General features: G+C 66.3%; 13 protein-coding genes. 7 read left to right on the top strand and 6 right to left on the bottom strand.

Features of this window, described 5'->3' with window-relative positions; translation table 11 throughout:
* Positions 1-307 precede the first annotated feature (307 nt).
* Both rpmB and rpmG read left to right on the top strand, forming a co-directional pair.
* Positions 308-541 carry a 50S ribosomal protein L28 gene (gene rpmB / locus N4261_RS11235; protein WP_022979438.1) on the top strand — a complete coding sequence of 78 codons (234 nt, stop codon included), beginning with the start codon at positions 308-310 and terminating at the stop codon, positions 539-541.
* Between the two features lie 22 nt (positions 542-563).
* A complete protein-coding gene (rpmG, locus tag N4261_RS11230; protein WP_058934741.1) occupies positions 564-734 on the top strand; it encodes a 50S ribosomal protein L33 in 171 nt (56 codons plus the stop codon).
* Positions 735-822: 88 nt separating this feature from the next.
* Here rpmG and N4261_RS11225 read toward each other — a convergent pair whose 3' ends face one another.
* From N4261_RS11225 to N4261_RS11215, 3 genes are all read right to left on the bottom strand, one after another.
* Positions 823-1347: a DUF3016 domain-containing protein gene (locus tag N4261_RS11225; RefSeq protein ID WP_261760226.1), complete on the bottom strand. Its 525-nt coding sequence runs from the start codon at positions 1345-1347 to the stop codon at positions 823-825.
* 239 nt (positions 1348-1586) lie between these two features.
* Positions 1587-2810: a DesA family fatty acid desaturase gene (locus N4261_RS11220; RefSeq protein WP_261760225.1), complete on the bottom strand. Its 1224-nt coding sequence runs from the start codon at positions 2808-2810 to the stop codon at positions 1587-1589.
* A gap of 219 nt (positions 2811-3029) precedes the next feature.
* Positions 3030-4298, bottom strand: a complete 1269-nt coding sequence (locus tag N4261_RS11215; protein WP_261760224.1) for an RsmB/NOP family class I SAM-dependent RNA methyltransferase — start codon at positions 4296-4298, stop codon at positions 3030-3032.
* 108 nt (positions 4299-4406) lie between these two features.
* On the opposite strand from N4261_RS11215, the gene N4261_RS11210 reads away from it, so the two are divergent.
* Complete coding sequence (locus N4261_RS11210) at positions 4407-4682, top strand: DUF1653 domain-containing protein (protein WP_261760223.1); 276 nt, start codon at positions 4407-4409, stop codon at positions 4680-4682.
* 80 nt (positions 4683-4762) lie between these two features.
* Entirely contained in the window at positions 4763-5413 is a 651-nt protein-coding gene (locus tag N4261_RS11205) for a DUF1345 domain-containing protein (RefSeq protein WP_261760222.1), read from the top strand.
* A gap of 84 nt (positions 5414-5497) precedes the next feature.
* On the opposite strand, the gene purN is transcribed toward N4261_RS11205, so the two are convergent.
* Positions 5498-6136 (bottom strand): phosphoribosylglycinamide formyltransferase, encoded by a 639-nt coding sequence (purN, locus tag N4261_RS11200; RefSeq protein ID WP_261760221.1) that lies wholly within the window; start codon positions 6134-6136, stop codon positions 5498-5500.
* 348 nt (positions 6137-6484) lie between these two features.
* Here purN and trpS point away from each other — a divergent pair, with 348 nt between their 5' ends.
* The 3 genes from trpS (at position 6485) to N4261_RS11185 (ending at position 9749) form a co-directional block, all read left to right on the top strand.
* Positions 6485-7468, top strand: coding sequence for a tryptophan--tRNA ligase (gene trpS, locus N4261_RS11195; protein WP_261760681.1), 984 nt, complete (start codon positions 6485-6487; stop codon positions 7466-7468).
* Between the two features lie 146 nt (positions 7469-7614).
* Positions 7615-8376, top strand: a complete 762-nt coding sequence (locus N4261_RS26230; protein WP_435532030.1) for a DUF3717 domain-containing protein — start codon at positions 7615-7617, stop codon at positions 8374-8376.
* Entirely contained in the window at positions 8373-9749 is a 1377-nt protein-coding gene (locus N4261_RS11185) for an MATE family efflux transporter (RefSeq protein ID WP_261760220.1), read from the top strand. Before N4261_RS26230 ends, N4261_RS11185 begins: the two co-directional genes overlap by 4 nt.
* Positions 9750-9885: 136 nt before the next feature.
* Here N4261_RS11185 and N4261_RS11180 read toward each other — a convergent pair whose 3' ends face one another.
* Both N4261_RS11180 and N4261_RS11175 read right to left on the bottom strand, forming a co-directional pair.
* Positions 9886-11595, bottom strand: a complete 1710-nt coding sequence (locus N4261_RS11180) for a HAMP domain-containing sensor histidine kinase (RefSeq protein ID WP_261760219.1) — start codon at positions 11593-11595, stop codon at positions 9886-9888.
* The gene (locus tag N4261_RS11175) at positions 11592-12305 is read right to left on the bottom strand and encodes a response regulator (RefSeq protein ID WP_261760218.1); all 714 of its coding nucleotides are present in this window, start codon (positions 12303-12305) and stop codon (positions 11592-11594) included. Before N4261_RS11175 ends, N4261_RS11180 begins: the two co-directional genes overlap by 4 nt.
* Positions 12306-12381: the final 76 nt, after the last annotated feature.

Genomic DNA, 12381 nt, shown 5'->3' with positions numbered 1-12381 from the left:
AGGCGCGGTTCAGATGTGTCGTTCTGATTCACCTGTCCGATGCACCTGTCCGAGGTGCATTCCCAATCCGATGCGGGCCCGACTTTGCGCGGGCCCGATCGTCTGTGCTACAGTCGCCGTTTTCCTTGGCCGACATCCTGTGAAGGACTTCGGGCAATGAAGAGAAACTGAAGTGAAGCTTGAGGGCATCAGCCTTTGAAGCACGGGTTACCGCCACCCTATGGCGAGGTGAGGCCGCCGCCCGCGGACCAGCAATGAGGCTGGGTCGACTGGGTGGTCGCTGGATGACAAGTATCGGAGTGTCCTCATGGCACGCGTCTGCGAAGTCACGGGCAAGAAGCCCATGGTCGGGAACAATGTTTCCCACGCCAACAACAAAACCAAGCGCCGGTTCCTGCCGAACCTGCAATACCGCCGTTTCTGGGTCGAAAGCGAAAATCGCTGGGTCCGTCTGCGCATCAGCAACGCCGCGCTGCGTCTGATCGACAAGAAGGGCATCGACGCCGTGCTGGCCGACCTGCGTGCCCGCGGTCAAGCCTAATCACTGAATCAGGAGCGACACCATGGCATCCAAAGGCGGACGCGAGAAGATCAAGCTGGAATCCACTGCCGGCACCGGTCATTTCTACACAACGAACAAGAACAAGAAGACCACGCCCGAAAAGCTGGAATTCATGAAGTTCGACCCCAAGGCACGCAAGCACGTGCTGTACAAGGAAACCAAGCTGAAGTAATTCAGCCCGGCTCCTTGCCAAAAGAAAACCCGCCGCTGGCGGGTTTTCTTATTTCTGGGCGACCGTTCACGGTCAAAGACCATCCAGATCAAGGCGTGACGCGCGCCAATCGATCCTTGCCGAGCAGCTCCTTGGCCATCCAATCGTCCAGCATCTTCTTCTCGTAGCGCAGCGGTTCGCTGTCGAAGTAGCGATTCGCGCCGTCCTGGTAGTTCATGTCACGCAGGCTGGCCTTGCCCGCCTTGATCTCCTGGCCGTTCTCGCTCAACACATAGTTGAATGCCATGCGAGGAATCGTCACCGTGCGCAGCACGCGGATGCGGCTGAAAGCACCACCGCGAGGCTCCAATTCACCGGCCAGATCGACATCAGTGAATTCGATCTTCAGTTGCCGTCCCGGCAGCTCGCGGCGCGCCAGGGCTTCAATGTGCTCCTGGATTTGCTTCATCGCGGTCTCACGATCACGCTCGTTCTCCCCCACATCGCTGAACCGGGAGGGCTCGGTAAATTTCACCTCGGCTTGGGCGTGGGCAGTGAGTCCCACCGCAGCCAAACCGAGCGCGAGCACGGTCGCGCGCAAGCCGACGATAGATTGATTGCGGTTGGACGTCATGGCCATCTCCTTGTCGTGATTCGATCGGTCACCGTTAAATTATGACGCGCTATAGACGACCAGCCGTCGGTAGGGGCGCTCGGCGACAAAGCATGCCGCCCGGGACATGGCGAGCGCATGGCACCCGATATGGCCGCACCCCTCCCCCCCAGGCGCAGGGCAATAAAAAAGCGCCCCAGTGGGGCGCTTTCTGCGTTGACTGACCGACCGCGCAAGCAGCCATCAGGTCGTTGCCATGATCAGGCGCGGACTGCGCGCAGGCCCAAGGCAAACGCCTTCAGCTCGGCAATACCGCTTTCCTCGGCCTTGCGGCACCAGGCCTGCAGGTCATGCACCAGCTGTTCAGCCGACACATTGGTGCGGGTCCACAGCTGACGCAGCTCTTCACGCATGGTCACCAGCTTGTCCAGCACAGGGCTGGCCGCACGGGCGCCTTCGATCTGGGCTTGGTAGGCGGTCGGGATCTTGTCCGCATCGCGATGCAGCCAACGCTGAGCCAGCTTGAACTGATGGAACTTCACGCTGTGCTGCTCGCCCGATTCCTTCAGCTTGCGCAGTTCTTCACTGCAAGCGCCGCGCAGTTCACGGGCATAACGCGCCATGACTTCGTAGCGGTTGGCGATGATGGCTTCCAGCGTGTCCTTGTCCGCCTCGGCCTTGATGGCGCCGGTGCGCATCTGGGGCGCCGTCTTGCGCACCTTGGCCCAGCCGATCATCTCCATGGCCCGGATGTAGCCCCAGCCAATGTCGAACTCGAACGGCTTGACCGAGAACTTGGCCGACGTCGGGTAGGTGTGGTGGTTGTTATGCAGCTCTTCGCCACCAATGATCAGACCCCACGGGGAGACATTGGTCGACGCATCCTGCGCCTCGAAGTTGCGATAGCCCCAGTAGTGGCCCACGCCATTGATCACACCGGCCGCCCAGAACGGGATCCACGCCATCTGGATCGCCCAGATCGACAGGCCGATCACGCCGAACAGCGCCACGTTGAGGATCAGCATCGAAGAGACGCCCAGCACCGAGTGGCGCGTGTAGACGTTGCGCTCCATCCAGTCGTCCGGCACGCCATGGCTGAACTTCTTGATGGTTTCCTGATTCTTCGATTCAGCACGGTAGAGCTCCGCACCACGGGTCATCACGGTCTTGATGCCACGGGTGACCGGGCTGTGCGGATCTTCTTCGGTTTCGCACTTGGCGTGGTGCTTGCGGTGGATGGCCACCCACTCGCGGGTGACCATGCCCGTGGTCATCCACAGCCAGAAGCGGAAGAAGTGCGAGGGGATCGGGCCGAGATCCAACGCACGGTGCGCCTGGGCGCGGTGCAGGAAGATCGTCACAGCCGCGATCGTGATGTGCGTCACGACCAGCGTATAGGCCAGCGTCTGCCACCAGCTGGCGCCGAGCAGGCCGTTGATCAGCCAGTTCAGTACACCGTCGTGCACAGTCATCAAAACGTTCATTAGGTCCTAACCCTGCTCACAAGGAGCCAGTTGTCCACAAGAGGCTCGATTGTAGGCGAGCCTCCCTAGATTGCGTCTTTGATCTATCTCCAATTCAGGCCGGTCTTCCCGCTCAGGCGCGCAGAAATCACCCGAACTGCCCGTCGTTACAGGACAGTTACCGCCCTGCAGCGCCGACAACCGCCCTTCCACAGGGCAGGCGGCACGCCCGGAAAGACCTTAATTCCTGCGTTGCCAGACCGCCGCGAAGAAACCATCGCTCTCATGGCGGTGCGGCCACAGTCGAAGGAAACCGTTCTCGCACAGCGTGGCAATGCGCTCCTCAGGCACCTGTGCGTGGGCCAGCACGTCCTGCGCCGGCAGCAGTTCGAATTCCGGGTGAGCCTCAGCGAAGGCCTGGGCGACCGACTCGTTCTCTTCCTCGAGCAGGCTGCAGGTCGCATAGACCAGTCGGCCGCCAGGCTTGAGCATGCGCGAGGCACTGTTCAGGATCGCCAGTTGCTTGGCGTGAAGCTCGGTCACACCCTCTGCGGACTGCCGCCACTTCAGGTCCGGATTGCGACGCAACGTGCCCAGGCCGGAGCACGGGGCATCGACCAGCACGCGGTCGACCTTGCCCGCCAGGCGCTTGACCCGGTCATCGCGCTCGCTGCTGATCTGCACCGGATAGACGTTGGACAAGCCACTGCGCGCCAGCCGCGGCTTGAGCTTCTCGAGCCGGTGACCCGACACGTCAAAGGCATAGAGGCGACCGGTGTTCCGCATCGAGGCGCCCAGCGCCAGCGTCTTGCCGCCGGCACCTGCGCAGAAATCCACCACCATTTCGCCGCGCTTGGCCTCGGTCAGCAGGGCCAGCAACTGACTGCCCTCGTCCTGGACCTCGACCTGGCCACTGATGAAGACGTCCAGCTTCTGCAGCGCGGGCTTGCCTTCCAGTCGAAGGCCCCACGGGGAATAGGGGGTGGGCGCGGCATTGAAGCCACTGGTCTTCAGGGCGGCCTGCACCTCGTCGCGCTTGGCTTTCAGGGTGTTCACCCGCAGGTCCAGCGGCGCGCTCTGATTGACCGCTTCGGCCAGGGCCCAGAACTGCTCATCGCCCAGCCGCTGTTGCAGCGGCTCGACCAACCAGTCCGGCAGGTTGTGGCGCAGCTTGGCCGGCAGCTTGCTGCGATCGACCGACTTGACCTGCTGCAGCCACTGCAGTTCGAACTCGTTGAGGGCGCCGCGGAGGAAGGATTCGTTGCCCTCCCAGGCCAGGATGGCCAGACGCCGCGACATCGGCCCACGGCCGGACTGCGCCAGATGCTGCAGCAGCGGACGGCGCCGCAGCACCGCATAGGCGGTTTCGGCCAGGGCGTGGCGCTCGCGCTGACCCAGGGCACGGTGCTCGCGGAAGAAGGCGGAAACCAGGGTGTCGGCCGGCTTGTCGAACAGCAGCAGGCTGTCGATGAGTTCGGCGGTGAGTTCGAGAAGGGCATTAGGATGCATCCGCCGATTATCCCCGGCCTGCCCGGTGCCGGCGGTACAGCCCCGTCGGATGGTGTCGAACTCCGTGCACCATCACCGCACCACCCTGCCCTTGAACCTCGGGAATTCATGACCGAAGCCGCCTCCTCTTCCCCCACGCCTCACGGCGCCGGCGATCCGCTCCCACCCCTGCCGAGCGCGCCGCCGGGACGCTATCGCCACTACAAGGGCGGTGAGTACGAGTTGCGCGGCGTGGTGCGCCACAGCGAAACGCTGGAGCCAATGGTGCTGTATGCACCGCTCTACAACGACAGTGGCCTGTGGGTTCGCCCATACGAGATGTTCTTCGGGACCATCGAGATCGATGGCCGGACCGTGCCCCGCTTCGCACGCGTGAGCGACTGAACCCCGCCCGCCGCCTGCGCTCCGTCCCGCACGGTTTCCGCAAGCACTGTTGCGCATCCCTGATCCATGCCCCAAGCCCCATGCCCCTGCTGCACCAGCTCAAGCGCCGCCCTCGCCTGCTGATCGGCGCGGCCGTCGGCGCCCTTCTGGCCCTGCTCTGGCCGAGCGAGTTGCCGTGGCACACCCGGTTGCTGCTGGGCTGGAGCGCCGGCGTCTGGACCTATCTCACGCTGGTGCTGCAGATGATGCTGCGCACCGCGGCGGAGGATGTGGAAACACAGGCCCAGGCCATCGCGGACGGCATGCCGACCGTACTGGGCCTGGCCATGGTCGGCGCGCTGGCCAGCCTGGCGGCGATTGCGCTGGAACTGGCGCAGGTGCGCGAAGCCGGCATCGCACACGGCTGGCCCCATCTGCTGGTGGTGTTCGCAACGGTGACCGGCTCCTGGCTGCTGCTGCCGGTGGAATTCGCGCTGGCGTATGCCAGCCTGTTCCACACCGGCCCCAATGCGCCGCACGGGGTGGAGTTCCCCGGGGACGACCCGCAGCCCGATTACCTGGACTTCGTCTATTTCGCGGTGACGCTGGCGGCCACCTCCCAGACCTCGGATGTCGCCGTCAGCGCCCGACCCATCCGACGGCTGGTGCTGGTGCAAACTGTCCTGGCCTTCGTGTTCAACACGGTGGTGCTGGCGCTGACCATCAACATGCTGGCCAGCCTGCTCAGCTGAAACCATCGGCGACCGAGGGCAAAGCCCTCGGGCTGCCATGACCCGATCGTCTTCGTCAGGTCCAGGAGGTCGACCGCGCCGCGCTCAGCCGAACATCTGGGACTCACCGTCCCGATGACGCACCCGGGCGCCGTCGATCACCAGCCGCCCCTCGACGAACCAGCGCACCGCACTCGGGTACATGCGGTGCTCATGCGACAGCACGCGGGCCGCCAGCGCCGATTCATCGTCGCCATCGAGCACCGGCACGACGGCCTGCGCCACGATCGGGCCATGGTCGAGTTCCGCGGTCACGAAGTGCACCGTCGCGCCGGCCACCCGGCAGCCCGCCTCGATCGCCCGCTGATGGGTGTGCAACCCGGTGAACGCCGGCAGCAAGGACGGGTGGATGTTGAGCATCCGGCCGGCGTAATGCCCGGTGAAGCCGGGCGTCAGGATGCGCATGAAGCCGGCGAGCACCACCAAGTCCGGTGCGAAGCCGTCGATCACCCGCTGGAGTTCCGCATCGAAGGCGGCGCGCGCTGCGTCGCCCTTTCCGAAGGGCTTGTGATCCACCACCGCCGTCGCAATGCCATGCGACTGCGCAAAGGCCAGCCCGCCTGCCTCCGGCCGGTTGCTGATCACCGCCGCGATGCGTGCGGGCCAGCCCTCGGCCGCGCAGGCCTTGACGATGGCCTCCATGTTGGAGCCGCGGCCGGAGATCAGGATGACGATGTTCTTCATGGGCCGGCAGTGTAGCCAAGCGCCCCGTCGACCGACGCCACTGACCGCTCAACCGCCACCGACCGTGCGTTCATCGCCGTGAATGGCCACAGGTCGACGATCGAGGGCCCGCATCCCTACAATCGCCTTCCCGGCCTTGACGATGCGCCCACCGCGCGGCCGCCAATTCCTTTCAGACGGCAACAGGACGGCACGCCTACGTCGATCGCGGGCTGACAAACCTTCCGCCCGCTTCACCCGTTCCACTCGTTCCGTTCATCCGCCCCGCGCCCCAGCTCCGCACCGCACCGCACCGCTTCCGCCCTCGCCTTCGCCTTCGCCTTCGCCATGAACGACCAATCCAACCCTTTGCCGCGCCAGCGCGTGCTGTCCGGCATGCGTCCCACCGGTGCACTGCATCTTGGCCACTATCACGGGGCGCTGAAGAACTGGGTGCGCCTGCAATCCAGTTATGACTGCTTCTTCTTCGTGGCCGACTGGCATGCGCTGACCACCCACTACCAGCACCGCGAGGGTCTGGAGCAGAGCGTCTACGACATGGTGGTGGACTGGCTGGCGGCCGGCGTCGATCCCGAACAGGCGACGCTGTTCATCCAGAGCCGCATGCCGGAACATGCGGAGCTGTTCACCCTGCTGGCCATGAGCACGCCCTCCAGTTGGCTGGAGCGCATGCCCAGCTACAAGGACATGGTGGCGGAGAACCGCGAACTGGCCACCTACGGCTTCCTTGGCTATCCGTTGCTGCAGGCGGCCGACATCCTCATCTACAAGGCCGGCTTCGTGCCGGTCGGCGAGGATCAGGCGCCGCATGTCGAGGTGACTCGCGAAGTGGCGCGCCGGTTCAACCACCTCTATGCCCCGCTGCTGCCGGAGCCGCAGGCGCTGCTGACCGAGACCTCCCGCCTGCCGGGCCTGGACGGTCGCAAGATGAGCAAGACCTACGGCAATGCGATCGCGATGCGTGACGCGCCGGAGGTGGTCGCCGACAAGGTTCGCCGCATGCCGACCGATCCGCAGCGGGTTCGTCGACAGGACCCGGGCGATCCGACCCAGTGCCCGGTCTGGGCGCTGCACCAGGTCTACGCCGACAGCGACACCCGCGCCTGGATCGACGCCGGTTGCCGCAGCGCGGGCATCGGCTGCCTGGACTGCAAGCAGCCGCTGATCGACGCCATCCAGCGCGAGCAGGCACCCTGGCGCGAGCGCGCCGACGAACTGCTGGCCGATCCGAAGAAGGTGCACTGGATTGTGGAGGTGGGCACCGAACGTGCCCGTGCGGTGGCACGCAAGACGCTCAAGGAGGTTCGCGTCGCGATGGGCCTGGCCTATTGAACGGGTGGATAGGCCCTGCCGGTCGCCGTCACGACCTCGCGACCTCGCGACCTCAGCGCTTCAAGGCCTCAAGGCCCAAAGGCCTCACGACCTGCCCCCTTGTTCCTCACGATTCGTCCCGCAGCCTTCTCCTCTCGCACACTCCCATGGCCGGCCTCCACATCACCGATATCGAATCCGCCATCAACTGGTGGCGCGCACGCGCCCCGGGTGACGGCGTCACCCTCAGCGCGGAGCTGCATGCCTTGGCGGAGGTCTACGCGCTGATGGTGTTCCACCACGAGTCGACCTGCGACGAAGACAGCATGCCGCCCGCCGCGCGCGCCGCCTGGCTGGCCTGGTACGACACCACGCCGGATGCGCCCTGCATCGCCATCTGCTCGACCAGTCAGGGCGACGAGCTCTGCAAGGGCTGCGGCCGCACCTTCGATGAAGTGCAGAACTGGCCCGTCCTGACACCGGGCGAAAAGCGCGAGACCTGGCGACGCATCACCCTGGATGGCACCGCCTGGCGCTTCAACCGCTATGCGGAACGGGCCATCGAGCGGCAGATGCGTCCGTCGTCCCCCGCCGGGGTCGACCGTGCGCCTGCGGCCGCGGCCACAGCATCGCTCTCTCGCACCGCCCAGACGGACCTCGCATCGCAAGTGCAGCGCGCCCCGTCTGCCCCGAGCGCGCCTATCGCGTCGGCATCGATATCGACAGGTGCCGGCTCGACCGGATCGACCGAAGCCCTTCAGCCGATGGTGCCCACCGCGTCCATTGCGCTCATTGCGCCCACCGCCTCCAACATACCGATCGCGCCGATCGCGCCAGTCCCCTCCGCGGACACCCGCAATGCTCGCGGATCGCCCCTGCCTAAAGCCTCACGTCTGGCAAAGAAGAAGGCCAGAAAGGCATCGCGTTGAGCCGCCGCCTGGAGAGTGCGCGCCAGATCCTTCCGTTGGCCTGGCCGGTGTTCATCGGTCAGTTGGCGGTCCTGGCCTATTCCACCATCGACACCTTGCTGGTGGCCCGGCATTCGGCGCTCGACCTGGCGGCGCTCGCTGTGGGATCGGCGGTCTACACCTCGGTGTTCGTGGGCTTGATGGGCGTGGTCCTGGCGATCTCGCCGGTGGCCGGTCAACTCTTCGGTGCTCGCCGCATGAGTGAGGTGGGCGACAGCCTGCACCAGGCCGCCTGGCTGGCGCTGGGCCTGGCGGTGCTGGGGGAGCTGGTGCTGTGGTTCCCGGCGCCCTTCCTGGCGATTTCGCAGGTCTCGCCGGAGGTCGGCGCGAAGGTGCGGGACTATCTGCGGATGTTGGGCGTCGCGCTACCGGCGGCCCTGCTCTTCACCGCCTACCGCGGCTTCAACACGGCTGTCTCCCGACCGAAGGCGGTGATGGCGCTGCAGATCGGCGGATTGCTGCTGAAGTTCCCTGCCAGTGCGCTGCTGATCGGTGGGTTCTCGCTGGGACCGCTGCAGGTGCCCGCGCTCGGGGCGGTCGGCTGCGCGATGGCCACGGCACTGGTGATGTGGAGCCAACTGCTGATTGCCGTGGTGGTGCTGCGCCGCGATCCGTTCTATCGCGAATTCGGATTTGCCTCGACGGGGCTGCATCGACCTCGCAAGGACACCTTGGTCCGGCTGGTGAAGCTTGGCGTCCCGATGGGGGCCTCGGTGCTGATCGAGGTCACGGGCTTCACCTTCATGGCGATCTTCATTGCCCGATTGGGCATGACGCCGGTGGCGGGGCATCAGCTGGCGGCGAACCTGGTGGCCATGATGTTCATGCTGCCGCTGGCGCAGGCCAATGCCTGCAGCACCCTGGTGGCGCAGGCGCTCGGTGCGCGAGATTTTGCGGCGGCCCGGCGGCTGGGCTGGCATGGGTTGGAGATTGCGCTGGCGATTGCCTTCGTGCTGGGCGCGGTCGTTTTCACGCTGCGCGGTCAGGTCCTGGGGCTCTACACCAACGACGCAGCCATCATTGCCGCGGCCCTGCCGCTGCTCGGCTGGCTCTGGCTGTTCCATGTGGCCGATGCCGGCCAAACGCTGGCGGCTTTCGTGCTGCGCGCGCATCACATTGCCACCGCGCCGATGGTGATCTATGCCCTGGCGATCTGGGGCCTGGGCCTGGGCGGTGGCTACTGGCTGGCCTTTGGCCAACACGCCGAGGCGCTGCCGCCCAGCATGCAGGGCGCGATGGGCTTCTGGAGCGCGGCGGCGGCCGGCCTCACCGCCGCGGCCATCGGTCTGAGCGTGCTGCTGGCGATGGTGCATCGCCGCGAATCGCCGCATTGACCTCACTGGATTGAAGCGCCCGATCTCGCCACGCTCGGGGGCGAGGCCAGTCTGCGGGCGGCCGCGAGAAGCCGCAACCTCTAGCCTGGCCTGGCCTGGCCAAGCCAAGCCAGGTCGGACCAGACCGGGGCGTCGCTCAGGTCGGAAGACTGAGCGTGAAGACGCTGCCGCCGCCCTCGCGAGCCTCGCATCGAACCGAGCCGTCGTGGGCGAGCGCGATCTGCTTCACCAGATTCAAACCCAACCCGACACCGCCCGACACTTCGGCATGGCCGGGCAGGCGGAAGAAGGCCTCGAAGATCCGCTCCCGCATCGCGTCCGGCACGCCCGGTCCGCGATCGCAGACCTGGACCTCCACATGCGTGGCGCCGGCGCGCCGCAGCTTGACCTCGATCTGCGGCCCGCCATAACGCCGCGCATTCTCGAGCAGGTTGCGCAGCGCGCGTCGCAGCAGGCGATCGTCGCCGCGCAGCGGCACATGCTCGATGCCGGGCTCGGCATCCACCTCGGCGGACACGCGAGCGGCCTCTTCGGCGGCAATCGCCAACAGGTCCACGCTCTCCGGCCGCAGGGCCTGTGCACCACCTTCGAGTCGGCTTGCCAGCAGCACTTCTTCCACCAGCGCGTCCAGCTCGCCGATGTTGGTGTTGATTTCCTGTTGCAGCCGGAAGCGCTGCGCCGGCGACGCCTCGTCCAGCATCGCAAATGCCATCTTCAGACGCGCCAGCGGCGAGCGCAGCTCGTGGCTCGCATTGGCCAGCAGGCTCTTTTGCGAGCGCATCAGGTTTTCGATCTTCTCGGCCGCCAGGTTGAAGCTTCCCGCCAGCGCGGCCACTTCATCCTTCCCGTTGTCCAGGACACGGAAGCTGAGGTCGCCGCCGCCGAACTGCTCGACGCCCGATTTCAGCGATTCCAGCCGACGCGTCAACCGCCGCACGACCGGATAAGCACCGCCCGCCACCGCCAGGAAGAGCACGGCCAACAGCACGGCCAGCGCTTCACCGCTGGGCCGCGGCATCCAGCCTGGGAACCAGGAATTGGCGGCCTCTTCACGGCGCTGCTGCTCCAGGCGTTCGAGCATGCGCTCGCGCATCGCCTCGATTTCAGGACGCGGTTCATGACGCCCGGCCCGATCGCGGCGGGCTTGCGGATCGCCGCCATCGCGGGAGGGATCACGACCGACATCGCGCGGATCACGTCCGGCATTGCCGGACGGGTCGCGCGCGTCGCTCGCGGCGTTGTCGCCTCGCCGATCACCGGCCTGGGTGCTCGGCGAGCTCTGGGCGTTCTGGGCGTTCTGGGCGTTCTGGGCGCTCGGGGAGTTCTGGGCGTTCGGCCTGCCCAGTGGTTCTTGCCCGCCCTGCGGATTCTGCGCGAACCGACCATCCTCCCGACGCGGGCCACTGCCGCGATCCTCCGGACCGAATGGACCCGGGCCGCCCAGCGGACCCGAAGCCGCCGGCGGACGGGCCAGACGCAGGAACAGCAGGTGCCGGCCGTCATCCAGCGGCACACGCAGCACCCGCGTGCCCGGCAGGTCTTCACGCCGCTCGAACAGCGGCGAGGCGCCGATGCGCCGCCCCTTCGCATCTTCCAGCGCCAGGGCCATGCGCAGGCGCTGGCCCCAGTCCTCGACGGAATCCGCTTGCTCCCCCGCAGGCGCCGAGGCGGCCGGCAGCGCACGCTGGACCAGCACGGCCATCGCGACCAGACGCTCGGAAGCCGCTTGCTCGAAGGTGCCGCGCTCTTGCTCGATGCGACCCTGGAACAGCCAGGCGGAGCCGATCGCAAAGGCGAGCAGCACCACCACCACGGTGACGTAGATGCGAAGGTAGAGCGACTTCACTCCAGGCCTTCGGCGTCTTGCTTGCGTGCGAACACGTAGCCGGCGCCGCGGACCGTCAGCACCCGTCGCGGGTTCTTGGCGTCATCCTCGATCAACGCGCGGATGCGCGAGATGTGGACGTCGATGGAGCGATCGAAGGCCTCCAGCGGATGGCCCTTGAGCGCATCCATGATCTGGTCGCGCGAGAGCACCCGGCCCGGACTTTGGGCCAGCACGACCAGCAGGTCGAACTGGTGGCTGGTGAGGTCGCAGGCATTGCCATCCAACCGCACCTGCCGGGCCGCCAGGTCAATCTCCAGGCGACCAAAGCGCAGCACCTCGTCGCCCAGCGCCTGCGGCTCGGTGCGGCGCAGCAGCGCCTTCACACGGGCCTGCAGTTCACGGGGCTCGAAGGGTTTGGCGAGGTAGTCGTCCGCGCCAAGTTCCAGCCCGAGGATGCGGTCCATCGGCTCGCCGCGGGCCGACAGCATCAGCACCGGCAGGCGGCGCCAACGCTTGTCGCCGCGCAGTTGCCGGCAGAACTCCAGGCCGTCGCCATCCGGCAGCATCAGGTCCAGCACCAGCAGCTCGTACTGGCCGGCCTCCAACTCGGCACGGCCTTGGGCCAGCGAGCCGGCGAAGCTCACATCGAAACCGGCATTGCTCAGGTAGTCACCCAGCATGGCCGTCAAGCGTGCGTCATCGTCGATCAGGAGCAGTCGGGGGTTCATGGGGCGTTGCGAAACGGCGGCGGCCCGGGCCGAATCGGCGAGGCCGCGTACCGCTGAATCGTCAAAAGTCTGAAGC

This window comes from Roseateles amylovorans, from assembly GCF_025398155.2.
GTDB lineage: Bacteria > Pseudomonadota > Gammaproteobacteria > Burkholderiales > Burkholderiaceae_C > Roseateles > Roseateles amylovorans.
This window is presented reverse-complemented; position numbering and strand designations above follow the sequence as displayed.

What these genes read in the sequence shown, in the direction of transcription:
- rpmG (WP_058934741.1), top strand. Translation starts at nt 564, where the DNA reads ATGGCATCCAAAGGCGGACGCGAGAAGATCAAGCTGGAATCCACTGCC.
- N4261_RS11210 (WP_261760223.1), top strand. Translation starts at nt 4,407, where the DNA reads ATGACCGAAGCCGCCTCCTCTTCCCCCACGCCTCACGGCGCCGGCGAT.
- N4261_RS26230 (WP_435532030.1), top strand. Translation starts at nt 7,615, where the DNA reads ATGGCCGGCCTCCACATCACCGATATCGAATCCGCCATCAACTGGTGG.
- N4261_RS11215 (WP_261760224.1), bottom strand. Translation starts at nt 4,298, where the DNA reads ATGCATCCTAATGCCCTTCTCGAACTCACCGCCGAACTCATCGACAGC.
- N4261_RS11205 (WP_261760222.1), top strand. Translation starts at nt 4,763, where the DNA reads ATGCCCCTGCTGCACCAGCTCAAGCGCCGCCCTCGCCTGCTGATCGGC.
- purN (WP_261760221.1), bottom strand. Translation starts at nt 6,136, where the DNA reads ATGAAGAACATCGTCATCCTGATCTCCGGCCGCGGCTCCAACATGGAG.
- rpmB (WP_022979438.1), top strand. Translation starts at nt 308, where the DNA reads ATGGCACGCGTCTGCGAAGTCACGGGCAAGAAGCCCATGGTCGGGAAC.
- N4261_RS11175 (WP_261760218.1), bottom strand. Translation starts at nt 12,305, where the DNA reads ATGAACCCCCGACTGCTCCTGATCGACGATGACGCACGCTTGACGGCC.
- N4261_RS11220 (WP_261760225.1), bottom strand. Translation starts at nt 2,810, where the DNA reads ATGAACGTTTTGATGACTGTGCACGACGGTGTACTGAACTGGCTGATC.
- N4261_RS11225 (WP_261760226.1), bottom strand. Translation starts at nt 1,347, where the DNA reads ATGACGTCCAACCGCAATCAATCTATCGTCGGCTTGCGCGCGACCGTG.